Consider the following 23092-nt stretch of genomic DNA (forward strand, 5'->3'; position numbering starts at 1 on the left):
GACAGACCCCGCGACCGCCAGGAGCAGCCGATGACCGGCAGCCCGACCTTCCACGAACTCACCGACCGGGCCCGCGCCGCGCGCGGCGCCGCCGCCTACGGTCATGACGCCCTGATCACCTGCGACCGGGTGGTACGGATCTTCTCCGCCGACGGTGTGGAGGTCCAGGCGCTGCAGGGCCTCGACCTCCTCGTCCGCAAGGGGGAGCTGATGGCGCTGGTCGGCGCCTCCGGCAGCGGCAAGTCCACCCTCATGAACATTCTGGCCGGACTGGACCGACCCACCGCGGGCGCGGCCCGGGTCGCCGGGCACGACCTGGTCACCATGTCCGCCAAGGAGCGCCTCGCCTACCGGCGCGGGACCGTCGGCTTCGTCTGGCAGCAGACCTCCCGCAACCTCCTGCCCTATCTCACCGCCGCGCAGAACGCCGTACTGCCCCTGCAGTTGGCCCGCGCGGGAGGCGGGCGCCGGGCCAGGGCCGATCGCGCCATGGAACTCCTCGGCCTGCTGGACGTCGCCGAGTGCCGTGACCGCCGGCCGCACGAGATGTCCGGCGGTCAGCAGCAGCGCGTCGCCCTCGCGGTGGCCCTCGCCAACGACCCCGCGGTCCTGCTCGCCGACGAGCCCACCGGCGAACTCGACTCCCACACCGCCGAGCAGGTCTTCGCCGCGTTCCGCACCGCCAACGAGGAACTGGGGACCACCATCGTGATCGTCACCCACGACCAGTCCGTCGCCGGTGAGGTACGGCGGACCGTCGCCATCCGGGACGGGCGTACGTCGACGGAGGTCCTGCGCCACAGCGAGGTCGACTCCGCCACCGGCCAGGAGAACCTGGTCGCCCGCGAGTACGCCATGCTCGACCGGGCCGGCCGCCTCCAGCTCCCCGCCGAGTACACCCGGGCCCTGGGGATGCGCGACCGCGTCGCCCTGGAACTGGAGCCCGACCACATCGCCGTACGCCCGGACGAGACGCGAACCAGCGACGGCCGGCCCTAGGTGTCGCTGTCGGTGTCGGTGATCTCGCCGTCCTTCAGTTCCAGCACACGATCCGCGAGGTCGAGAAGGGTTCGGTCATGGGTGGCGACGAGTGCCGTGATCCGCTCGCTGTGGACGACCGCGCGCAGCAGTTCCATCACGGAGTGCCCGGTCTCCGCGTCCAACTGGCCGGTCGGCTCGTCGGCGATGAGGATCGAGGGGCTGTTGGCCAGGGCGCGGGCGATGGCGACGCGCTGGCGCTGTCCGCCCGACAGCTCGCCCGGGCGCTGCTCGGCGTGGTCCGCGAGCCCCACGAGGGACAGCAGCAGCTCGACGCGCTCCTGCCGCTCACGCGGGTCGGTCCTGCGCAGCCGCAGCGGTACGCCCACGTTCTCGGCGGCCGTGAGGATGGGGATGAGCCCGAACGACTGGAAGACGAAGCCGATGCGCTCCCGGCGCAGCGCGAGGAGGGCGTCCTCCCCCTGGTCGCCCAGGTGCAGCCCGTCGACGGCGACCTGTCCGCTGTCCGGCTCGTCCAGGCCGCCGACGATGTTGAGGAGGGTGGTCTTGCCCGAGCCCGAGCGTCCCTTGAGCGCGACGAGTTCTCCCCGGGGGACCTCGAAGGAGACGCCCCGCAGAGCGTGTACGGCGTTGGCCCCCCGGCCGTACGACTTGTGCACGTCCGTCACCCGCAGCATGGCCGCGGTCACCGCCTGGCTCATCGCACCCCCGTGTGCTCGCCGATTTCGCAGCGCGCCAGTATCCCACGGACGCAATGCCCAGGCCATGGATCCTTTTCGCTTCTATCGTGGAACGACACAGCATGCACGGCACAGCACGCACGGCACGGTACGAGACAGCGGACAGGCAGGTCATGACGGAACCGCAGATCGACTACGCGGCGGTCTTTCGGGCCCTGCCCGGCATGGTGGCCCTGCTCACCCCTGACCTGGTGTACGTCGACGCGAACGACGACTTCGTGCGGCTCTCGGGGCGTACCCGCGAGCAACTGCTGGGCCGCTACATCTTCGACGTCTTCCCCGAGAACCCCACCGACCCCGCCGCGGCCGGGTCGATGCGCGAGACCGAGGCGTCGATGCTCCGTACGGTGGCCACCGGCGAACGCGACACGATGGCGCTGCTCCGCTACGACATCGAGGACGCCACTCAGCCCGGCCGCTGGGAGGAGCACTACTGGAGCCCGGTCAACGCACCGATCCTCGGCGAGGACGGGAAGGTCACCCTGATCGCGCACCGGGTGGAGGAGGTCACCGAGCTCATCCGCGCGTTCGGCGGTCCCGGCGCCGACACCCGGGCCCGCGCGCTGGAGGCCGAGGTGTACACGCGGGCCCGCGAGCTGCAGGAGGTCAACGAGCGGCTGCGTACGGCGCATGCCCGGGAGCGCGAGGTCGCCCTCGCCCTGCAGGCGGCGATGCTGCCCCCGCCGGGCCCGACCGGGCCGCACGGGGCGGCCGTGCGCTACCGGCCCGCCGTCGGCGCGCTGAACGTGTGCGGCGACTGGTACGACCTGGTCGAGCTGCCCGGCGGGAGCCTCGCGGTCGCCGTCGGTGACGTCGTCGGCCACGGTCTGGCCGCCGCCTGCGCGATGGGGCAGTTGCGCAGCGCGCTGAGCGGGGCCACCCGCCTCGCGGAGGGTCCCGCCCAGGCCCTGGACGCCCTCGACATCTACGCCCGTTCCGTGGAGGGCGCCGAGTCGACCAGCGTCGTGACGACCTTCATCGGCTGGGACAGCCACACCATCACCTACAGCTGCGCCGGCCATCCGCCGCCGGCCCTAGTGCACCCCGACGGCACGGTCACCTTCCTCGACCGGGCCACGGACCCGTCGCTCGCCGCCCGGCCCGAGCCCGTCCCCCGTCTTCAGGCCGGTACGGCCTTCACCGAGGGCTCCGTCCTGGTGCTGTACACGGACGGCCTGATCGAACGCCACGACGAGGACATCGACGCCGGTCTGGCCCGCCTCGCCGACTCCCTCGCCCGGCACCGGGACGCGGAGCCCGAGGCCCTGGCCGACGCCCTCCTGGCCGACCTCCTGCCGCCCACCGGCAACACCGACGACACGGCCCTGATCGTCCTGCGTCTGTGAACCGGGGCGCGTGGGTCGCGCGGCTGAAGCGGCGGCATGGCCGGGCTTGGCATTACCATCCCATTACGCGCCTATTTCGGACGAAGTTCTTACCTTCCAGCTAGGTTCTGACTAAGTTCTGGCGAATATCTGACAGTTCTAGGGAACTGACCATGAGTCGTCTGGGTCGTCTCTGTACAGGTCTTCCAGCCATGAAACGCGGGTTCCTCGCCGTCGCCGTCACCGCCGGGCTGGTCCTTGTCGGGGCCTGCGGAAGCGGGGGCGGGAGTGGTGGCGGGGGCGGTGGAGGCGGAGGGGACAGTGTCAGCGTCGGGGTGCTGATGCCGGGGGGCGGGGCCTCCCGGTTCGGGCGGTTCGACCGGCCGCTGATCGAGCAGCACGTCGAGACGCTGTGCCCGGACTGCCCGGCCGCGACCGTCGCCGCCACGTCCGATCCCACGATTCAGCAGCAGCAGTTCGAGGCGATGATCACCCGGGGGGTGGATGTGATCATCCTCGCCGCCGTCGACCCCCAGCTGATGCGTCCGTCCGTCGAGTCCGCGCACCGGGCCGGTATCCCGGTCGTCGCCTACGACCGGCTCGCCGAGGGGCCGATCTCCGGGTACGTCACCTTCGACGGGGACGAGGTCGGGCGGCTCCAGGGCAAGGGGCTGTTGAAGGGCATGGGCCCGAAGGCCGACGGGGGCCTGATCGTCATGATGAACGGCGCCACCACCGACCCCAACGCCGGTTGGTACAAGGAAGGCGCCCTTTCCGTCCTCAAGGGCAAGGTGAGGATCGGCAAGTCGTACGACACGGTCAACTGGCGGCCCGAGAACGCCTACGTCAACATGACCGGCGCCATCTCCGCCCTGGGCGCCGAGAACATCGACGGTGTGCTGTCCGCCAACGACACCATGGCCGGCGCCGTGGTCTCCGCCTTCAAGGCGGCCAAGGTCACGAAGCTGCCGCCGATCACCGGCCAGGACGCCGACCTCATGGCCGTACAGCGCATCGTGAAGGGCGAGCAGTACATGACCGTGTACAAGCCCTACAAGCGCGCGACCGACGCCACCGTGGAGATGGCGATCGCCCTCGGGCGCGGCGAGAAGGTCGAGGCCATCGCCACCGGCAGTGTCGACAGTCCGACGACGAAGAACGTCCCGGCGGTCCTGCTGCCGTCCGTCTCCGTGACCGTCTCCAACATCGAGGAGACGCTGGTGAAGGACGGCATGTACACCGTCGGCCAGATCTGCACCCCGGCTCTACGGCCCGCCTGCGACCGGGCCGGCCTCATCTGACATCTGACACGTTCAGTTTCCCCCCGGGAAGGAGGTGACCCGTGCCCGGTCAGCCCCTGCTGGCGTTGCGCGGTGTCTCCAAGCGGTTCGCCGCCGTACAGGCCCTGGTGGACATCGAGCTGGAGATCCGGGCCGGGGAGGTGGTCGCCCTGGTCGGTGACAACGCCGCGGGCAAGTCCACCCTGGTCAAGGTGATATCGGGGGTCGGGCCCCCCGACAAGGGGGTCATCGAGTGGCAGGGCAGCCCCGTACAGATCAAGCGGCCCCAGGACGCCAGCGGCCTCGGGATCGCCACCGTCTACCAGGACCTCGCCATGTGCGAGAACCTCGACGTCGTCGCCAATCTCTTCCTCGGCCGGGAGATCCACCGGTTCGGCGTCCTCGACGAGGTGGAGATGGAGCGCCGTACCCGCGAGCTGCTGCACACCCTGTCCATCCGGATTCCCGATGTACGGGTGCCGCTCGCCGGGCTCTCCGGCGGTCAGCGGCAGGTCGTGGCGATCACCCGTTCGTTTCTCGCCTCGCCCCGGCTGCTGCTGCTCGACGAGCCCACCGCCTCCCTGGGCATCCAGCAGACCAACCAGCTCCTCGACCTGATCGAGGAGCTGCGCGACAAAGGGCTCGGGGTGCTTCTCATCAGCCACAACATGAGCGACATCAAGGCCGTCGCCGACCGGGTCGCCGTGCTGCGCCTGGGCCGCAACAACGGCCTCTTCAACGTGAACACCACCTCGCAGGAGCAGATCATCTCCTCCATCACCGGCGCGGCCGACCACGCCGTCGCCCACCGCCCGCCCCCCGACGAGGTGTGGCCGTGAACACGAACACGAACGCGAACGCGAACGCGAGCACGAACGTGACCGTGACCGCGAAGTCGCGTCTCGCGGCGGGCGCCGGCGCCGTGCGTCGCAGGGTGCGGGAGGGCGGGCTCGGGCCCGCGCCGGTGCTGCTGGCCCTCGCCGCGACCTGGGTGGTCTTCCAGTGCCTCAACGACAGGTTCCTCTCGCCGCGCAACCTGTCCGTCCTCAGCGTGGACATCGTCGGCACCGGCATGGTCGCCGTCGGCATCGTCTTCGTGCTGCTGATCGGTGAGATCGACCTGTCCGTGGGCTCGCTCGCCGGCCTCGCGGGCGCCATGTTCGCGGCGCTGAACGTGAACGTCGGCATCACGGAATGGCTCGCCGTGCTCCTCGCGGTGATCTGCGGTACGGCCATCGGCGCCGTCCACGGGTTCCTGTTCGCCAGGTTCCGGGTGCCCGCCTTCGTCGTCACCCTCGCCGGGCTGCTGGCCTGGAGCGGTCTGATGCTGCTCCTGCTCGGCCCGGACAACACCATCCACTTCAGCGAGGACGGGCTGGTCGCCACACTCACCAGCCGCTACTACAGCGCCCCCGGTTTCACCTACGGCCTGGCGGCGCTCTGCACGGCCGCGTACCTGCTCGTCTCCCTGCGCGAACGCGGGCGCCGCGCCGCCGCCGGGATGCCGTGCCGGGCGGTGAGCGAGATCTCGGCCCGTACGACACTGCTCGCGGCGGTCGCGTTCACCAGCGTCGCCGTACTGAACCGTTTCGAGGGGCTGCCGCTGGCGCTGCTGATCTTCCTCGCGGTGATCCTCGCCTCGGACCTGCTGCTGCGCCGCACCCCCTACGGCCGGCAGGTTCTCGCCCTGGGCGGCGGTGTGGAGGCGGCCCGGCGGGCGGGCGTGGACGTGACGCGCGTACGGATCTCGGTGTTCATGGTGTCGGGGACCCTGGCCGCGGCCGGGGGACTGTTCGTCGCGTCGCGGTTCACCTCGGCGAGTCCGGTCTCGGGCAGCGGCGCGGTGCTGATCAACGCCATCGCCGCCGCCGTCATCGGCGGCACCAGCCTGTTCGGCGGCCGCGGCTCCACCTGGTCGGCGCTGCTGGGCGTGCTCGTCATCCAGTCGATCGCCTCGGGCATGGCACTACTGGGCGTGCAGACCGCCGTCCAGTTCATGATCACCGGCGGGGTGCTGATCGCGGCGGTGATCATCGACTCGCTGGCAAGGAGCACCGCCGCGTCACGCATGCGGCCCTGAGGGCCACAACGCCGTGGGCAACGCCGTTCGGCACCGGTCCCTCCCCACGTGGGGACCGGTGCCGAAACGATGGGCGGGGGCCCGGGAGGCGGCCGGACGGTTCCGGTTCCGCGATCTCGGGTCCGCGTGGTGGGACCGACACCCCGGCCGGCGACGTCCGACAGCATCTGGCCGAGAATGTTCGGCCTTCGCGCTGCCCTGGGAGTCACCGCGCTGGTGGTCCGGTCGGGCACCACTTGGCTGGTTCCTTGTTGCGTCATGATCCTGCCATCCACGGCCACCCCGGAGGAGGTTCCGGTCCGGGGCCGAGCGCGTATCCGCAGGTCAGCCGTATAGAGTGGGTTTTCCGGTCCGGATGACACCGGATATCAGACGCGGGGGAAGTAAGGGGTGGAGACCTTGAGTTCCGACTCAGGGGCACGCACGGCCTTCGCGGAGCGGCTCTCGCTGCTGTACAAAGAGGCCGGTAATCCCCCCCTCAAACGCGTGGCCGAAGCCGTCGTCCAGTTGCAGCGCGTGGACGAACGTGGCCGACCTGTGCGGGTCTCCGTGCAGCGGATCAGCGACTGGCGGCGGGCAAAGAACGTGCCCGCACAGTTCGCCGCCCTCGCCGCCGTACTGAGTGTCCTCGTCCCGCCGGCCAGGCGCGCCCGGCCCGTGCCCGTCTCCCCCGGGCTGTACGACATGGTCCAGTGGCAGCACCTGTGGGAGCGTGCCGTCGCCGACCCGGTCGGCGACCGCGCCCCCGGCTCACCGGAAAACGACGAGGAGCAGCCCGCCGCCGAGGTCCCGGCGGTGCCGGGCGGGGTGTGCCCCTACCGGGGCCTCGCCTCGTACCGCCTGGAGGACACCCGCTGGTTCTTCGGCCGGGAACGCAGCACCGACGCCCTGGTGGCCCAGCTCCGCGCGGCGGAGAGCGCGGCGACCCTTCCGGAGAGCTACGCGGGTAGCACTGACACCGACACTGTCGACACCGGCGGCGGCACCGGCACCGGCGGCGACGCCGGGGGGCTGGTCATGCTGGTCGGCGCCTCCGGGGCCGGCAAGTCGTCCCTGCTGAGCGCCGGGCTGGTGCCCGCGTTGCAGGAAGGGGCGCTCGGCGAACCGGGACAACCGGGGCAACCGGCCCGGGAGGTCCTTCAGCTCGTCCCGGGCAGTGATCCACTCGGCGAGCTGACCCGCCGTATACCCGGCCTCGCGGAGATCCTGTCCCCCGGCGACGGGTCGGCGTCGCCCGAGCCCGGTACACCCGAGTTCGCCCATGCCGTACGGGAGACGGTCGCCGCCTGGGCCCGCCGCGACGCCCTCGACGCCCCGGATGCCCTCGGCTCTCCGGGCGCCCCCGAGTCCCCTGACTCCCCCGCGTCGACCCCCGCCCGGCCTGTTGTGATCGTCGACCAGTTCGAGGAAACGTTCACGCTCTGCCTGGACGAGGCGATCCGCGACACCTTCATCCAGGTCCTCCACGCCGCCGCCACGCCGCCCGGGCCCGGAGAGCGGGCCGGGGACGGAAATCCAGCCGGTCCAGCCGCCGTCGGCGAAGGCGCCCCCGCGCTCGTCGTCCTCGGTATCCGCGCCGACTTCTACGACCAGTGCCTGCGCCACCCCGAGCTCGCCGACGCGCTCCAGCACCGGCACATGGTCCTCGGCCCGCTGACCACCGCCGAGCTGCGGGAGGCCGTCAGCGGCCCCGCCAGGGCCGTCGGCCTGGAACTCGAACCGGGTCTCGCCGAGCTGATCGTGCGGGAGGTGAGCGCCGACGGACCGCGCGGGACGCACGACGCGGGCGTACTGCCGCTCCTCTCGCACGCCCTGCTCGCCACCTGGCAGCGCCGCAAGGCGGGACGGCTGACGCTTTCCGGCTACCGCGCCGCCGGCGGCATCCAGGGCGCGGTGGCCGCGACCGCCGAGCGCGCCTGGGCCGACCTCGACCCGGCGGCCCGCGGCGCCGCGAGGCTGCTCCTGCTGCGCCTGGTACGCCTCGGCGAGGACACCCAGGCCACCCGCAGACGCGGTACGCGCCGCCAGCTGGCCGCCGAGTCGGCGGACCCGGAGAAGACGGAGGAGTCCCTCGAGGCGCTGGTGCGCGCCCGGCTGGTGACGCTCGACGCGGAGAGCGTGGAGATCACCCACGAGGCACTGCTGCACGCCTGGCCGCGACTGCGGGAGTGGATCGACGAGGACCGGGGCGGCAACCTGCTGCGCCAGCGCGTGGAAGAGGACAGCAGATCCTGGGAGGAGTCCAAGCGCGACTCCTCCCTCCTCTACCGCGGCTCCCGCCTCGAACAGGCGCACACCTGGGCGAAGTCCGCCGGTGACGCCCTGCTCACCCGCAGCGCGGTGCAGTTCCTGGCCGCCTCGGTGAAGCTGCGCCGCAGGACCGTCCTGATCAGCCGGGCCGCCATCGCCGCGGTGGTCGTGCTGGCCCTGCTGGCCGGCGGTGCGGCGCTGATCGCCCGGCAGCAGCGCGACGACGCCGTGTTCGAGAACGTGCTCGCCGAGGCGGACCGCGTCCAGTCCACGGACCCGTCGCTGTCGGCGCAGCTCAGCCTGGTCGCCCACGAGCTGCGCCCGGAGGACGCGAGCACGCGCAGCCGGCTGATCTCGATCGTGAACACCCCGCTGGCCACCCCGATGGCCGGCCACACCGGCGCCGTCTACCTCACCACGTTCAGCCCGAACGGACGGCTCCTGGCCACCGCCAGCTACGACAGGACCGTACGACTGTGGGACGTGTCGGACCGGACGCGTCCCAAGCCACTGGGCAAACCCCTTGTCGCGAACGCGAGTTGGGTGAGCAGCGCGGTCTTCAGCCCCGACGGCCGCACCCTCGTCAGCGCGGGCGACGACGGCACGATCCATCGCTGGGACGTGACCGACCCCGCCCACCCGCGTCCCCTCGGCACACCCCTGGACGGCCGCGGCGGCACGATCTATCTGATCGCCTTCAGCCCGGACGGCCGCGCCCTCGCCGCGGCGAGCGAGGACCACTCGGTCCGGCTGTGGAACATGACCGTCCCGGCCCGCCCCACCCTCCTGTCCACCCTCACCGGCGCGGACGCCGCCGTGCGCGCCATCGCCTTCAGCCACGACGGCCGACGCCTGGCAGCGGGCGGCGACGACAACGCGATCCGGCTGTACGACGTGTCGAAACCGCGCCGGCCGAAGCGGTACGACACGAAACTGACCGGGCACACGGACCTGGTGCACTCGGTGGCCTTCAGCCCCGACGGCCGCACCCTCGCCAGCGGCGCCGCCGACGACACGATCCGGCTGTGGGACGTGGCCGACCCCGAGCACGCCACCCAGCTCGGCGCACCCCTGACCGGCCACACCGACGCGATCTGGTCCGTGGCCTTCAACCCGGCCGGGACCATGCTGGCCGCCGCCAGCGCCGACAGCACCGCCAGCCTGTGGAACATCAGCGACCCGCAGTACCCCTCCCAGGTCGGCGAATCCCTCACGGGCAGCAGCGGCGAGATGTACGCGCTGGGCTTCAGCCCCGACGGCCGTACGCTCGCCACCGGCAGCGGCGACAGCAAGGTGCGGCTGTGGTCGCTGCCGATGTCGGACATGATCGGCCGGATCGGCGTGTTCCGCCCGGACGGCAAACTGCTCGCGACGGGCTCGCGCGACGGCCGGGTCCGCCTGTGGAACGTGGAGGAGCCCGGCCACCCCGTGGCCCAGGGCGAACCGTTCACGCCCGGGGAGGGCGAGGTACGCACGCCGGTGTTCTCCTCCGACGGTCGCACGCTCGCCCTGGCGGCGGGAAACAGCACGGTGCAACTGTGGAACGTGGGCGACCCGAAGCATCCCGTCGCCTGGGCGCCCCCCGTCCAGCTGAAGACCCGGTTCGCGGACTCGGTGGCGTTCAGCCCGGACGGGCGCACACTGGCCACGGCATACAAGGACTTCACCGTCCAGCTGTGGGACGCGAGCGACCCGGCCCACCTTCGGCGCCTCGGCCCCCAGCTCACCGGCTACAAGGGCTACGTCGACGGCTTCGTCTTCAGCCGGGACGGCCGTACGCTCGCCAGCGCCAGCGCCGACGGCACGATCCGCCTGTGGGACGTCACCGACCCGGCCCGGGCCACCCTCCTCGGCAAGGTGCTCAGGGGGCACTCCGGCCCCGTCAACGAGCTGGCCTACAGCCCCGACGGCCGTACGCTGGCCAGCGGAAGCGACGACGGAACGGTTCGCCTCTGGGACGTCACCGACCCGGCCGACGTCCACAGCCTGGGCTCCCCGCTCACCGGGCACACCGAGGCGGTCGAGTCGCTCTCGTTCAGCCCGGACGGAAAGGTCCTGGCGAGCGGCGGCAACGACAACGCGGTACTGCTGTGGGATGTGAGTGACCCGTCTCGCGCCACATCCATAGGCCAGTCGATGAACCCGAACGCCAAGACGGGCAACTTCCTGGCGTTCAGCCCGCGCGGCGGCATCGTCGGGGTGTCGAGCGGCCCGGACACGGTCCGGCTGTGGGATCTCGACGTCGATACGGCGATCACCCACATCTGCTCGACGACCCGGAACGTCCTGACGCCGGAGAAGTGGCACGTGTATCTGCCCAGGCTGTCGTACGAGCCGCCGTGCGAGGAGTGAGGGGCCCCCACCCCGCTCACGCGAAGTCGTACACGGCCCAGCCGGCGATCAGGCGATAGCCGATGCGCTGGTAGAGGGCGTTGCTGGTGGGGTTGTCCGGGTCCGCGTACAGCACGACGTCCGTGGCGCCGGCGTCGAGCGCGGCGCGGCTGACCTCGACGGTCACGGCACCCGCGTACCCGCGACCGCGCAGGTGGGCCGGGGTGTAGACGGGGTCCACCCGTACGTGTCCCGCGACCAGCGGGTTCACGCCCGCCAGGGAGACGGGGGTGCCGTCCGGGGTCTCCCAGTAGGTGTAGCGCTTCTCGCCGAAGCGGGTGGAGGCCCAGGTGTCGGCGTTGATGGTGACCTCCTCGCCGAGGTCCTTCGCCAGCTCACGGCACCACTGCATGAGGTGCTCACGCTCCGCCTCCCCCTCGCCCACGGGTCGGCCCCGGCCGGCCGGTAGCGGCTCCGGCGGGGTGAGGGTGCCGAGGCGGTACAGATTGATCCGGGTGCGCAGGGTCGGTGTCGCGCCGGTGTGCCGCTGCCAGGCCTCGGCGAAGGCGGTGGCGGTGGCGTGCTCCGCGCTGACACCCGGGAGGCGGTGACCGAGGGCGGCCAGGCGGGCGGCGAGGGTGTCGGCCTGCTCGGGGGTGAGGGGGGTGAGGCTGAGGAGGCTCTTCGGGGTGAGCCGGTAGAAGACGCCGCTGACCTGCCCGGACCCATCCTCCAGCCGCCCCAGGGCGGGCGAGTCGACGGCGGTCGTCCCCGTCCGGTCCGTGCGCAGTTTCTCGAAGGTGGTCAGGGCGGTGGTGTGCAGGGCGGGCCGGGAGCGCAGGAAGTCCCCGGCGCGGTCGAGGAAGTCGTCGATGGCTGCGGTGCCTGCGGTGCCTGCGGTGTCTGTGCTGATGTGCCAGTCGTCGGAGCGCATGCCTCATGATCCCCCAACTCCTGGGCACGGACGCGGACTTGCTCCACGTCACGCACGCGATCGGCGGAAACGGTTGTACTGGAACAGGAGGGAACGAGAGTGATCCCAGTCACAACTGGTCATCAGAGGAGAGCAGTCGACTCCCGCTGAGCATGCGGTGTTGTTACCCTTGGCCAGAGCCCGATCGCTGGTGCATCCCCCGTCGCCAGCGGTCGGGTTCTTTTATGCCCGGAGGGAGCTGCGGATCCGACTACGCCGGGCCCGCGGCCCTGGTGTAGCGGGCGGCGAGCTCGGCGAACGCGTCGGCGAGTTGCGGTGGACCGATGACGTGGAAGTCCGCGTCGAAACGGCCGACGGCGGCGGCGAGCCCGGTCCACGACCAGGAACCGAGGGACAGGCGGCACCGGTCCGGGCCCAGGGCTTCGACAGTGCCGTCCTGCGCGAAGGGGGCCACGGATTCGGCGGGCAGGTCGAGGAGAACCTCGCCGCGGCAGGGCCAGTCGACGGTGGAGCCGTCGGTCCCCCGGAACCGGCCGGTGACGAAGGCGGTCACGTCATGCGCGGGGAGATCGCGCGGGGTGAAGCGCGGGCCGGTCGGGGTGCGGGGGCGCATACGGTCGACGCGGAAGGTGCGCCAGTCGGCCCGGTCGAGGTCCCAGGCGACCAGATACCAGTGGCCGCGCCAAGTGACGAGGTGGTGGGGCTGCGTCCGACGGGGTTGTACGGCGGGCAGGGTGACGTCGTGCTCGTACCCGTGGCCGTGCCCCCCGTACTCGCGCCCGTACCCGTGCTCGTAGTCGAAGCGCAGTTCCTCGCGGGCGTGGATGACGCGGCTCACCTCCATGAGGAGTGGGGTGCCGGTTCGGGTGCCGGTTCGGGTGCCGGTTCGGGTGCCGGTGTCGGGTGGCTCGACGGCGGTGAGCTGCAGCATGTCCATGCGTCGGCGCAGTCGGGGCGGCATGACCTGGCGGACGGTGGCCAGGGCCCGGGCGGCGTCCTCGCCGATCGTGGAGTTGCCGGTCGCGGACTGCAGGGCGAGGGCCAGGGCGACGGCCTGGTCGTCGTCGAACAGCAGCGGGGGCAGTTGCGAGCCGGCGTCGAGGCGGTAGCCGCCGGTGGGTCCCTTGAAAGCACGCACCGGATAGCCCAGTTCCCGTAGGCGGTCGATGTCGCGGCGGACCGTGCGCGGGGTGATGTCGAGCCGCTCGGCGAGGTCGTCTCCGGACCAGTCGCGATGTGTCTGGAGCAGCGAGAGCAGGGCGAGCAGGCGCGAGGACGTCTTCTGCATGGCCCCAATCCTGCCCGCAGTACAGGACACAACCTGTCCGCTACCCCTGGAATGGTGCGTCTCACGATCGCTCGGACGATCCCGATAAAACCAGGGCAAGGAAAAGGCCAATGTCTGTCACGACCACCACTCATCTGAACTTCCGGGGCCAGGCACGGGAGGCACTGGACCACTACCGGTCCGTCTTCGGCGGGCGCGCCACCGTCGTCACCTACAAGGACATGGGCGAGGTGCGGCACGAGGACGAGGCGGACTGGGTGGTGTGGGGCGAGGTGACCGGCGACAACGGTTTCCACGTCATGGCCTACGACGTGCCCTCGCAGCTGCCCTGGGACCAGGGCACCAGTTCGTACTTCGTCTCCGTGCGCGGGGAGGACACGGACGAGGTGACCGCTCTGTGGGAGAAGCTGGTGGCGGGCTCGACGGTGGTGCAGCCCCTGGGCTCCTCCCCCTGGGCACCGCTGTACGGGATGCTCACCGACCGCTTCGGCGTGACCTGGGTTCTGGACGTGACCGCTCCCTACGGCGGCTGAGCGCTCAGGAGGGCGACGCTTCGGCGACGTCAGTCCGTCGACCGCAGAATTCGGTCGACGGACCGGCGCCCCAGCTCGCTCATCGCCGGGTTGCTCTCGGCGTAGTACCAGACCAGGCCCACCGCCTGCTCGAACGCCCACGCCTTGCCGCGCTCCCACTCGAGGTCGTCGCAGCCCAGTGTCCGCCGGAGCACTTCCCTCGGCCCCTCGCCCAGCAGGTGCCAGGCGCTCACCAGGTCCAGCGCGGGGTCGGCCGGCCCGAAGCCGCCGGCGTCGAGTACGCCGCCGAGCCGGTCGCCTTCGACGAGCACGTTGCCCGGGATCAGGTCACTGTGGCTCATCACGTCGGCGCCCTCGCGCGGCAGCTCGCGCAGCCGGCTCCACAGGCGGCGCAGCCGGGGCACATCGAGCGGCACATCGAGCAGGGCCTCGCTCTTCTTGAAGCACTCCTCCATCCATGCGTCGTGGTGGGTGAGTACGCCCCCGCGACCCCCGCCGCTGAAGTGCCGTCCGGCCGTATCGGCCTTCCGGAGGGCGGCTATGAAGGTCGCCAGGTCCTGCGCGAAGGCATCCGACCCACTCGGGTCGGCCTCCGAGGCAACGGTCCCCGGCAGCCACGTCTGCACCGACCACGGCATGGGGTATCCCGCTCCGGGCTCTCCGAGGGCCACGGGTTCCGGAGTGGGGAACGGGGAGATCCGTACGAGCTCCGCGCTCGCCCGAGCCTCCCGCTCCAGAACGGCCCGCGCCTCGGCGGCATCCGCCCGGCGCAGCGGGAAGCGTGCGGAGAGGTCGTCCCCGATACGGAAGATGGCGTTGACCGTGCCGGTCGACGCCCGAACGGGCCGGATCTCCTCGCCGCCCCACTGGGGAAACTGCTCCCGCACCAAGGCGGCGACTGTCTCGGGGTCCACGTCAACTTGGTCGGCATGCATGGTCACCCCGCGATGCTGCCTGAGGGGCGACTTCGACGCAGCCGATTTTCCTTCCGAGCGCCCGATGGGAAGCCGCCGGGGCACCGAGACTCCGGTTTCCGTGTTCCGGTGCCGCCAGCGGTCCATTAAAGGCATTCAGGGAATAAGAAACGGGACCAAACCCCACCCCTCCCGTCCGCGGGAAACAGCAGCTACGGCCGCTCCCGCGCGAACTCCGGCGCTCGCACCCGCCGTCCCCCGCCGTCACTCCCTCGAGTGAACATCGCCAACTCAGCTGGATTTGTGCCCGGTTGCCTGCCTTACGCTCAGCGCAACAACCGCAGACATACGACGGCCCTCGCCGGGACTGGCATCCCAATGCGAGGGCCTGACCACCAAGGAAGAAGCACCTTCCCGATGGACACGAAAAACCCTAGCGCGCCCCCGTGCGCCCCGTCCCGTTCGCCGGGCAAAAATCACCCCTACCGGCGCCCCAAATCCGGAACCTCCGGCGCTTCCGGCCCTTCCGGCGTCGTGCACGAGAACACCCGCCACGACACCCGCTTCACGGTGATCGGCAACCACCTCGCCCAGCACCCCGAGCTCTCGCTGCTCGCCATCGGACTGAGCGTCCACATCCAGTCGCTGCCCGCCGGTGCCCCCGTCGACATCAAGACCCTCGCCAAGAGGTTCCCGGAGGGGGCGGACCGCATCTCCGCAGCCCTGCGCGAACTGGAAGCCCACGGCTACCTGCGCCGATCCCGCGAACGCACCCCCGGCGGCCGCATCGTCTCCCGCACGGTCTCCTGCAACCAGCCCGGACGGCACACCGAGCGCGTCACTCATACCGAGCGCGTCACTCACGCCGAACGCCCTGTACGTGGCGAGGGCCCGGCTCGCGCCGAAGGGCCCGTCGTCTATTCCGAGCGCCCTGTACGCAGCGAAGTCCCCGCCTACGCCGAGCGCGCCGCCGATGCGGAAACCGACGGCGGATATCCCCGTCCGGCCCACCCCGCGCACCCGACCACCCCTGCCCCGCCCAGGGAGCGCACCCCGCGCAAGCCGCTCCCCGCCGTACCGCAGCCCGCCTACAAGGGACCGGAACTCCTCCAGGCCGCCACCGACCTCCTCGCCGGACTCCGCCGCTCGGACCCCGACCTGCTCCTCTCCGCCTGCGACGTTGCCCACCTCGCACCCGGCGTCGCCGCCTGGCTCGAGCGCGACGCCAGCCTCACCGCCGTACGCCACGCCCTGATCAGCGACCTCCCACCCGAAGGCATGCGCCGCCCAGCCGCCCTCCTGGCCCACCGACTGACCACCCAACTACCACCCCCGGCCCCCTACCGCCCACCGTCCCCACAGTCGGAACCGCTCCACGTCCGCCACCCCCTCCAGAACTGCGACGGCTGCGACCGCGCATTCCGAAGCCCCGAACGGGGCCGCTGCCGCGACTGCACACCGGCGGGTCGGCCGACCGGAATCCTCTGCGGGTCGGTCTCCACTCCATGAGGATGGCCCCCTCCCTCACCCGACAGGACCCCACATGCTGCCTTCCTTCGCCGAGAACGGGTTCCTTCCCTTGGGCAGGTACTCCCTCTCCTTCGACGAAGCGGAGTCCATGCTGGTCAGCGCCCCCGAGTTCGAGGATTCGGCGACGCGCGCGGTGTTGTGGGACGGACTCACGAGGTATCTGGATCGGTTCCTTGAGCTTGAGGACGCCTACATAGACTTCCTGCGCGACCTCCCACTCGTCCAAGGACTCTGGCTGGGAGGCAGTTTCGTCACCACGAAACCCGATCCCGCGAACATCGACGCCAGCTTCCTGATCAACACACGCGCCGAGCACGCCGTCCGAGGTAAGCCCGGGTCGAAGTGGCTGACCACTGCCTTCCAGAGCCGGAACAGGATCAGGGAGAAGTTCGGCGTCTCCCCGCTCAGAATCGGGTACCAGCCCGTTGCCCATATCTTCGAACCGAAGCGCTTTACCCCCGACCAACGGACATACTTCATGGAACGGGGTGTATGGGACGACTGGTGGCAGCGTTGTCGACTGCCCGACCAGAGCGACCGCTCACCATCGGAGGACAGTGCCGCCCCGGCACGTGGGTACCTGGAGGTGCGACTGTGACCGGCGACAGCTGGCGTGAGCGCAGGCGCGCGCTCCGAAGGGACGATCCGGGCGCGGCCGAGAACACAGCGCGCCTCCTCGACGAGATGGGCCTCGAGGACAGGGACGACGAGGAGATCGAGGCGGACCACCGTGCCAACCGCCTCGCGGCGGCGCGCGAGTACGCACCGGATGCCCAGCTCGACGAAGAGCTTCAGCTCCGTCTGACCGGCCCTGACGCGGAAGGCGGAGCACTTCGGTTCCAGTGGGGGGACGCCCTGCTTGTCCCCGTGGAGCACGCGATCTCCGTTGCCGCAGGAACACCCGTTCAGCTGGAACTCACGGGAGTGTCAGCAGGCAGCACCGTGGTGCACGCCCGACCGGTGCAGCCCGCTGTCTCCACCAGGTCGGCCATCCTGAACACCCAGGACGCTCTGGACGCTCCAGCCACATCCGCCGCAGGCACGGGCCTGAGCACGCTCACCGAACTGCTGGCCGCCCTCGAGTCGGAGGCCGACATCCGCGAATGGGCGAGACTTTTCGACGCGGTCGACGCACTCTCGCGCGCGCTGGGCAAATACAGGCTCGACCTGGGCCTGACCTGGTACGGAGCCGACGGCAGCACGCGCCGGGCCAGGTTGACGGAACGAGGCAGGGGGTACGTCGAGCGACTGCGCGAGACCAGGAACCGCGATCAGGAGATCACCATCTCGGGTCGCATCACCGAGCTACGAGAGAGCGGCCTGGTGAAGGTGAAGACGGGCACCGCCAAGAACTCGCCGGCCTACGACGTCCGCTTCGAGGAACCCGACGAGCTGCTGCGTATGCGCCCCGGCCTCGGGGACAACGTCCACTTCCGGGTCCGCTTCCGGCAGGGGCTGGACTCCGTGGGCATCGCGAGGTCCACGGAGTACACATATCTGGGCCCGGCTGCGGAACAGACGTCAATTCCACTGGAACTGCAGTAGGTCGGCCGCCATTTGCCGGTCTGTCAGGGCCTATTCCCACTTCAGTCGGGTGTGTTGATGGAACTGACCTCATCAGACCTGGCGACAGCTGCTTTGGCGGCCTGCTCGATCGTCGCGCGCCGAGCTTCCCAGAACGCCGGATCCTGCTGCGGAGTTGCGTATTCGGCAGCTGTACCTGTGGAGCCGTCGAGCTGTTCCCGCAGGATGTCGGCGTGGCCGGCGTGACGACTCGTTTCGGTGAGCATGTGGACCAGGATGTTGAACAGCTTCACGTCAGGGCGTGGCCACCAGGGCACGTGACCAGGCGCGTCGAGGGCGAGCGCGGTGATCGTCGCGTCTGAGTGCTCCCATACGCGACGGTATTTGTCGGTGATGTCCTCGCGCGTTTCGTGCTCGGTCGCCCACGAGTCGGCGCCTCGCTCGGCAGCGTCGTCCCATCGGGGCAGGAGTTCGGGGAACGGCCGCCCGAAGACCTCGCCGAAATACCTGGACTCCCAGATCGACAGGTGCTTGACCAGGCCGAGGAGGTTGGTTCCAGTCAAGGTCAGGGGGCGGCGAATATCGTATTCGGGCAACCCCTCGAGCTTCCACAGGATTGCCTTACGCATCTCGCACAGGTCCCCGTGCAGGTACTGTTTCGCGAATTCATCGACCATGGACCACGAGCCTGCCATGCGTCCACGGCGGGGCTCAGCCGGCCCTAGGAGTTCCCGAACCAGCCCGGCGCGTCAAGCAGGAACGCCTCCGCCGGGGTCATCCGGCGTAGGTCCGATTCCAGTGCGCGGAGGCGGTCCTCGCCCAGTGTGCGGGCCCAGTTTGCGCGGAGGTGGTCGAAGATCTGGGCCGAGCGGGTCAGGCAGTCCGCGCCTCGGGCGGTGAGGCGTACGAGCTTGCGTCGTGCGTCGTTCGGATCCGCGCCGCGTTCCACGTAGCCCAGCCGTTCGAGCGTGTCGATCGTCTTGCCCGCCGCCTGTTTGGAGACTCCGAGTCGACGGCCGAGGTCCGCGGCGGTCGTGCCGTTCGGGCCGATCGCCTGGAAGACGTAGCCGTGCATCGGTCGGACGTCCGGGTGTCCCTGGCGGGCGAGCTCGCTGTGGAGTTCGTCGATCAGGACGCGGAAGGCGAGGAACAGTCGCAGGGGCAGCTCGAAGCCAGGGGGGTCACTTGACACGATCGACAACCAGGTTCACCATTTCGACAACCATGTTGTCGAGTTTAGGGGAACTCCTCATGCCTGTCATCCACCGTGCTGCGAGCCGCAGGACCGAGACACCCAACGCCGTGATGACCACTCTTGCCTCGCCGACACTGGGCGGCGCCGGACTGGCGGTGTGGCGCGTCGACATGCGGCCCGGCGCCACCGGGCCCCTCCACGTGTTCGACGCCGAGCAGGTGTGGACCGTGCTGGACGGGGGCGCGACCGTTGAGATCGAGGGTGGGACGCATGTTCTGGTCCCGGGCGACACCGTCGTCATGCCTGCGGAGGTCGCGCGGCGCGTGTACGCCGACCCGGAAGCGGGCTTCGCCGCCATCGTCGCCGCCGCCCCGGGCGCGGGCGCATCCGCCCCCGGCGGCACCGAGAAGACGGTGCCGGCCTGGGTTGTGTAGACGCGGATACGACCTCGTCGTCATTGCTCAGACGCTCAGCGCCGCCCTCACCGTCTGTTCGGAGCCCGTGCCACCCTCCCCCGATGACGTCACCCTGCCCGCCTCCAGGACGTAGTACCGCTGTGCCGCCCGCATCGCGAAGCCCACGTGCTGTTCCACCAGGAGGACCGACAGGCCTCCGCGTGCGGCCAGGGTCAGGATCGTCTCCTCTATCTCCGCCACCACCGACGGCTGGATGCCCTCCGTCGGTTCGTCGAGGAGCAGCAGGCTCGGGCGGGTCACCAGGGCGCGGGCCAGGGCGAGTTGCTGGCGCTGGCCGCCCGAGAGCAACCCGGCCCGGCGGCCCGACAGTTCACGCAGTGCCGGGAAGAGGTCCAGTGCCTCGGCGATCGCCTCCTTGCCGTCCGCCCGTCCGTCGGCGACGAGTTGGAGGTTCTCGGCCGTGGTGAGGTGCGGGAAGGACTGCTGGCCCTGCGGGACGTACGCCATTCCGCGTGCCACCCGATGGTGCGGGGAGAGGCGGGTGATGTCCTCGCCGTTCAGCAGGACCTTTCCGGCAGTCGGCTTCAGCAGGCCCATGGCCGCCCTCAGCAGCGTGCTCTTTCCGGCGCCGTTGTGTCCGAGAACGGCGGCCACACCGTCCTTCGGCACCTCCACACTCACGCCGTGCAGGACGGTCGTACGGTCGTAGCCCGCCCGTACGTCGGTGATCTCCAGCTTGGACATCGACGTCACGCCTCCTCTCCCACCGGCAGTGGGTCCCGCTCGGGGGCCGACGCGCGGCCCAGATAGACCTCCTGGACCCTCGGGTCCGCCTGGACCTCCGTCACCGTGCCCTCGCTGAGGACCTTGCCCGCGTGCAGGACGCTGACGCTGCGAGCGAACGACCGCATGAAGTCCATGTCGTGCTCGATGACGACGACCGTGCGGTCCACGCTCACCCGCTGCAACAGCTCGCCCGTCGCCTCGCGTTCCTCGTGGCTCATGCCGGCCACCGGTTCGTCGAGCAGCAGCAGCCGTACGTCCTGGACCAGCAGCATGCCGATCTCCAGCCACTGCTTCTGGCCGTGGGCCAGCGCGCCCGCCGGGCGGTCGGCCAGTGCCGTCAGGCCCGTTGTCTCCAGGGCTCTGGTCACCTGCTCCGGGACTCCCTTGCGGCGGCGGAGCATCGTCCAGACGCCACGTGCGGCGCCCGCCGCGATGTCCAGGTTCTGCAGGACGGTCAGTTCCTCGAACACCGTCGCCGTCTGGAAGGTACGGCCGATGCCCATGCGCGCGATCCGCTGCACCGGGCGCCCGAGCAGCTCCTCGTCGCCGAAGCGGACCGAGCCCGTCGCCCGTACGAGGCCGGTGACCGCGTCGACCAGGGTGGTCTTGCCGGCCCCGTTCGGGCCGATCAGAAACCTCAAGTCACCTGCGGAGACGGACAAGTTGACGCCGTCGACCGCCGTGAAGCCGTCGAACGTCACGCGCAGGTCGGTGATCGTCAGCGACTCGCCACGCGCACCGCCACCAACAACGCCGCTCATGCCGTCGCCTCCGATTCCGAACTCGTCGTGGTCTTACGGCGGTTGCGTGCCATCGTCAGCAGGGACGCCAGGCCGCCGGGCAGGAAGCCGACCGCCACCACGAACAACAGGCCTTGGAGATACGTCCATCCGGCCGGAAACGCGTCCGACAGCGTGCTCTGCGCCCACGCGACCGCGATCGCGCCGAGCACCGCGCCCACCAGCGACGCCCGTCCGCCGACCGCCGCCCCGATGACGAACCCGATCGACGGCACGATCCCGATCAGCGCCGGGGAGATGATCCCGACCGCCGGGACGAAGAGCGCGCCCGCCAGACCCGCCATGCCCGCCGCCACGACGTACGCCACCAGCTTCACGTTGGCCGGGTTGTAGCCGAGGAAACGCACCCGCTCCTCGGAATCCCTTACGGCGACGAGGAGTTCGCCGTATCTGCTGACGAACAGCTGGCGGGCCAGGGCCATCAGGGCGAGCAGTACGACCGCGATGACGAAGTAGACCATCCGCTGGTTGACCGGGTCGTCGAGCGAGTAGCCGAAGAAGCCCTGGATGTCGGTGAGGCCGTTCGTGCCGCCCGTCGTCGCCTGCTGGCCCACCAGCCAGATGGACAGCGCGGCGGCGAGCGCCTGGCTGAGGATCGCGAAGTACGCGCCCTTCACCCGGCGCCGGAACACCAGGAAGCCGAGCAGCGCGGCCACCGCCATGGGCAGGACCACCGTCATGGCGAGCGCGAACAGCGGGTTGGCGAACGGCTCCCACCACCAGGGGAGGGTGTCGCCGGTGCCGTACAGCTGCATGAAGTCCGGGAGTTTCTGGCCGGTGTCGGCGGCGTCGGCAAGCTTGAGATGCATCGCCATGGCGTAGCCGCCGAGGCCGAAGAAGACGCCCTGGCCTAGGACGAGAAGCCCGCCGCGTCCCCAGGCCAGGCTGACGCCGACGGCCACGATGGCGTAGCAGAGGTACTTGGCGAGGAGGGCGAGGCGGAAGTCGGAGAGGGCTGAGGGGGCTATCGCCAGGAGGAGTACGGCTCCCAGGGCGAAGGCGCCGGGTACGCGCAGGCGTTCCAGGAGGGGCGGCCGGGGGGTGGGGGGCACGGTGACTTCCGTGGCCGGCTTGGTCGTTGTCGTCATGCCAGGCTCCGGGTGCGCAGTGTGTACAGGCCCTGCGGTCGCCACTGGAGAAACGCGACGATCGCCACCAGGACGATGACCTTGGCGACGCTGACGGTCGTCGAGTACTCGAGGACCGACTGGAGCACGCCGAGCGCGAACGCGGTGATCACGCTGCCCTTCAGCTGGCCGATGCCGCCCACGACGACGACCAGGAACGCGTCGACGATGTAGTTGGTGCCCATCGTCGGGCCGATCGGGCCCACCAGGGTCAGCGCGACGCCCGCCACTCCGGCGAGGCCCGAGCCGATGAAGAACGTCATCCGGTCGACCTGGCTGGTGGCGATGCCCGACACCTCGGCGAGGTCCCGGTTCTGGACGACCGCCCTGATCCGGCGGCCCAGCGGGGTCGTCCGCAGGACGACGGTGAGGGCGAGGACGCAGAGCAGGGCCAGGCCGAGGATGAACAGGCGGCTGTTGGCGAGGGTGATTCCGCCGCCCACCGAGACGTTGTCGGTGAGGAGGTCGGGGGCGTGCGTCTGGACGTTGGGCGCGCCGAAGACGTCCCTGGCGAGTTGCTGGAGCATCAGGGAGACGCCCCAGGTGACCAGGAGGGTGTCCAGGGGGCGGGTGTAGAGGCGGCGGATGAGCAGCCATTCGAGCAGGGCGCCCATCAGGCCGGCTACGACGAAGGCGACGGGGAGGGCGAGGAGGAGGGAGAGTCCGGCGCTGGTGATGGACTTCTGGAGGACGTAGGTCGTGTAGGCGCCGGCCATGATGAACTCGCCGTGGGCCATGTTGATCACGCCCATCTGGCCGAAGGTCAGGGTGAGGCCGAGGGCGATGAGGAGGAGGACGGCACCGATGCTGATGCCGGTGAAGGATTGATTGAGGATGACCGTCATGGAGCGGCTCCGGGTCGGGGGGAGTGGGGGGTGCGGGTGTGTTTTTCGCCCCCGCCGCCCCTACCCGTCCCATCCTTCTGGGGCTCCGCCCCAGACCCCGCTCCTCAAACGCCGGAGGGGCTGAAATACCCAGCGGGGGTCTGGGTTCGGCGATTGCACTGCCAACTGCGTCAGCTACCCCTGAGACCTGTGCCT

Annotated in this window: 21 protein-coding genes; 11 read left to right on the forward strand and 10 right to left on the reverse strand. The window is 70.5% G+C overall.

Annotated features, from left to right (window positions below; translation table 11 throughout):
• The first annotated feature begins 30 nt into the window (after positions 1 to 30).
• Positions 31 to 999, forward strand: a complete 969-nt coding sequence (locus tag ABZ855_RS26120; protein ID WP_360810713.1) for an ABC transporter ATP-binding protein — start codon at positions 31 to 33, stop codon at positions 997 to 999.
• Here the strand turns inward: ABZ855_RS26120 and ABZ855_RS26125 are convergent.
• Complete coding sequence (locus ABZ855_RS26125) at positions 996 to 1700, reverse strand: ABC transporter ATP-binding protein (protein WP_360810715.1); 705 nt, start codon at positions 1698 to 1700, stop codon at positions 996 to 998. The two genes, ABZ855_RS26120 and ABZ855_RS26125, sit on opposite strands and share 4 nt — an antisense overlap.
• Before the next feature lie 152 nt (positions 1701 to 1852).
• On the opposite strand from ABZ855_RS26125, the gene ABZ855_RS26130 reads away from it, so the two are divergent.
• The 5 genes from ABZ855_RS26130 to ABZ855_RS26150 all read left to right on the forward strand — a co-directional run bounded on the left by ABZ855_RS26130 (position 1853) and on the right by ABZ855_RS26150 (position 11026).
• Positions 1853 to 3085 carry a SpoIIE family protein phosphatase gene (locus tag ABZ855_RS26130; protein ID WP_360810769.1) on the forward strand — a complete coding sequence of 411 codons (1233 nt, stop codon included), beginning with the start codon at positions 1853 to 1855 and terminating at the stop codon, positions 3083 to 3085.
• Between the two features lie 191 nt (positions 3086 to 3276).
• Positions 3277 to 4365, forward strand: coding sequence for a substrate-binding domain-containing protein (locus ABZ855_RS26135; RefSeq protein WP_360810717.1), 1089 nt, complete (start codon positions 3277 to 3279; stop codon positions 4363 to 4365).
• 41 nt (positions 4366 to 4406) lie between these two features.
• The gene (locus tag ABZ855_RS26140; RefSeq protein ID WP_360810719.1) at positions 4407 to 5183 is read left to right on the forward strand and encodes an ATP-binding cassette domain-containing protein; all 777 of its coding nucleotides are present in this window, start codon (positions 4407 to 4409) and stop codon (positions 5181 to 5183) included.
• A gap of 38 nt (positions 5184 to 5221) precedes the next feature.
• The gene (locus ABZ855_RS26145; RefSeq protein WP_360810771.1) at positions 5222 to 6424 is read left to right on the forward strand and encodes a sugar ABC transporter permease; all 1203 of its coding nucleotides are present in this window, start codon (positions 5222 to 5224) and stop codon (positions 6422 to 6424) included.
• Positions 6425 to 6814: 390 nt separating this feature from the next.
• Positions 6815 to 11026, forward strand: a complete 4212-nt coding sequence (locus ABZ855_RS26150; protein WP_360810721.1) for a WD40 repeat domain-containing protein — start codon at positions 6815 to 6817, stop codon at positions 11024 to 11026.
• Positions 11027 to 11042: 16 nt separating this feature from the next.
• On the opposite strand, the gene ABZ855_RS26155 is transcribed toward ABZ855_RS26150, so the two are convergent.
• Together ABZ855_RS26155 and ABZ855_RS26160 are read right to left on the reverse strand one after the other, a co-directional pair.
• The gene (locus ABZ855_RS26155) at positions 11043 to 11939 is read right to left on the reverse strand and encodes a GNAT family N-acetyltransferase (RefSeq protein ID WP_360810723.1); all 897 of its coding nucleotides are present in this window, start codon (positions 11937 to 11939) and stop codon (positions 11043 to 11045) included.
• 250 nt (positions 11940 to 12189) lie between these two features.
• On the reverse strand, positions 12190 to 13227 hold the full coding sequence (locus tag ABZ855_RS26160) for a WYL domain-containing protein (RefSeq protein WP_360810725.1): 1038 nt from the start codon (positions 13225 to 13227) through the stop codon (positions 12190 to 12192).
• A 110-nt stretch (positions 13228 to 13337) separates the two neighbouring features.
• On the opposite strand from ABZ855_RS26160, the gene ABZ855_RS26165 reads away from it, so the two are divergent.
• Complete coding sequence (locus ABZ855_RS26165; protein ID WP_360810727.1) at positions 13338 to 13760, forward strand: VOC family protein; 423 nt, start codon at positions 13338 to 13340, stop codon at positions 13758 to 13760.
• Positions 13761 to 13789: 29 nt separating this feature from the next.
• Here the strand turns inward: ABZ855_RS26165 and ABZ855_RS26170 are convergent, their stop codons facing one another.
• Positions 13790 to 14701 carry an aminoglycoside phosphotransferase family protein gene (locus ABZ855_RS26170; protein ID WP_360810729.1) on the reverse strand — a complete coding sequence of 304 codons (912 nt, stop codon included), beginning with the start codon at positions 14699 to 14701 and terminating at the stop codon, positions 13790 to 13792.
• A 390-nt stretch (positions 14702 to 15091) separates the two neighbouring features.
• On the opposite strand from ABZ855_RS26170, the gene ABZ855_RS26175 reads away from it, so the two are divergent.
• From ABZ855_RS26175 to ABZ855_RS26185, 3 genes are read left to right on the forward strand one after another with little or no spacing between them, the layout of a single operon-like run.
• On the forward strand, positions 15092 to 16183 hold the full coding sequence (locus tag ABZ855_RS26175; protein WP_360810731.1) for a helix-turn-helix domain-containing protein: 1092 nt from the start codon (positions 15092 to 15094) through the stop codon (positions 16181 to 16183).
• A 34-nt stretch (positions 16184 to 16217) separates the two neighbouring features.
• A complete protein-coding gene (locus tag ABZ855_RS26180) occupies positions 16218 to 16802 on the forward strand; it encodes a hypothetical protein (protein WP_360810733.1) in 585 nt (194 codons plus the stop codon).
• Complete coding sequence (locus tag ABZ855_RS26185; RefSeq protein ID WP_360810735.1) at positions 16799 to 17749, forward strand: hypothetical protein; 951 nt, start codon at positions 16799 to 16801, stop codon at positions 17747 to 17749. Before ABZ855_RS26180 ends, ABZ855_RS26185 begins: the two co-directional genes overlap by 4 nt.
• Before the next feature lie 41 nt (positions 17750 to 17790).
• Here the strand turns inward: ABZ855_RS26185 and ABZ855_RS26190 are convergent, their stop codons facing one another.
• The gene (locus ABZ855_RS26190; RefSeq protein WP_360810737.1) at positions 17791 to 18405 is read right to left on the reverse strand and encodes a DinB family protein; all 615 of its coding nucleotides are present in this window, start codon (positions 18403 to 18405) and stop codon (positions 17791 to 17793) included.
• A 44-nt stretch (positions 18406 to 18449) separates the two neighbouring features.
• Positions 18450 to 18920, reverse strand: a complete 471-nt coding sequence (locus ABZ855_RS26195; RefSeq protein WP_360810738.1) for a MarR family winged helix-turn-helix transcriptional regulator — start codon at positions 18918 to 18920, stop codon at positions 18450 to 18452.
• 59 nt (positions 18921 to 18979) lie between these two features.
• Between ABZ855_RS26195 and ABZ855_RS26200 the strand changes: the two genes are divergently transcribed.
• Positions 18980 to 19357, forward strand: a complete 378-nt coding sequence (locus ABZ855_RS26200; protein WP_360810740.1) for a cupin domain-containing protein — start codon at positions 18980 to 18982, stop codon at positions 19355 to 19357.
• Between the two features lie 27 nt (positions 19358 to 19384).
• Here ABZ855_RS26200 and urtE read toward each other — a convergent pair whose 3' ends face one another.
• The 4 genes from urtE to urtB are packed head-to-tail and all read right to left on the reverse strand — an operon-like array spanning position 19385 to position 22897.
• Positions 19385 to 20083 carry an urea ABC transporter ATP-binding subunit UrtE gene (gene urtE, locus ABZ855_RS26205; RefSeq protein WP_360810742.1) on the reverse strand — a complete coding sequence of 233 codons (699 nt, stop codon included), beginning with the start codon at positions 20081 to 20083 and terminating at the stop codon, positions 19385 to 19387.
• Between the two features lie 5 nt (positions 20084 to 20088).
• A complete protein-coding gene (gene urtD, locus ABZ855_RS26210; protein ID WP_360810744.1) occupies positions 20089 to 20886 on the reverse strand; it encodes an urea ABC transporter ATP-binding protein UrtD in 798 nt (265 codons plus the stop codon).
• Positions 20883 to 22013, reverse strand: a complete 1131-nt coding sequence (gene urtC / locus ABZ855_RS26215) for an urea ABC transporter permease subunit UrtC (protein ID WP_360810746.1) — start codon at positions 22011 to 22013, stop codon at positions 20883 to 20885. Before urtC ends, urtD begins: the two co-directional genes overlap by 4 nt.
• Positions 22010 to 22897 carry an urea ABC transporter permease subunit UrtB gene (gene urtB / locus ABZ855_RS26220; RefSeq protein WP_360810748.1) on the reverse strand — a complete coding sequence of 296 codons (888 nt, stop codon included), beginning with the start codon at positions 22895 to 22897 and terminating at the stop codon, positions 22010 to 22012. The genes urtC and urtB overlap by 4 nt, the downstream gene beginning before the upstream one ends.
• Positions 22898 to 23092 lie beyond the last annotated feature (195 nt).

The organism is Streptomyces sp. NPDC047042 (genome assembly GCF_040644035.1).
Taxonomy (GTDB): domain Bacteria; phylum Actinomycetota; class Actinomycetes; order Streptomycetales; family Streptomycetaceae; genus Streptomyces.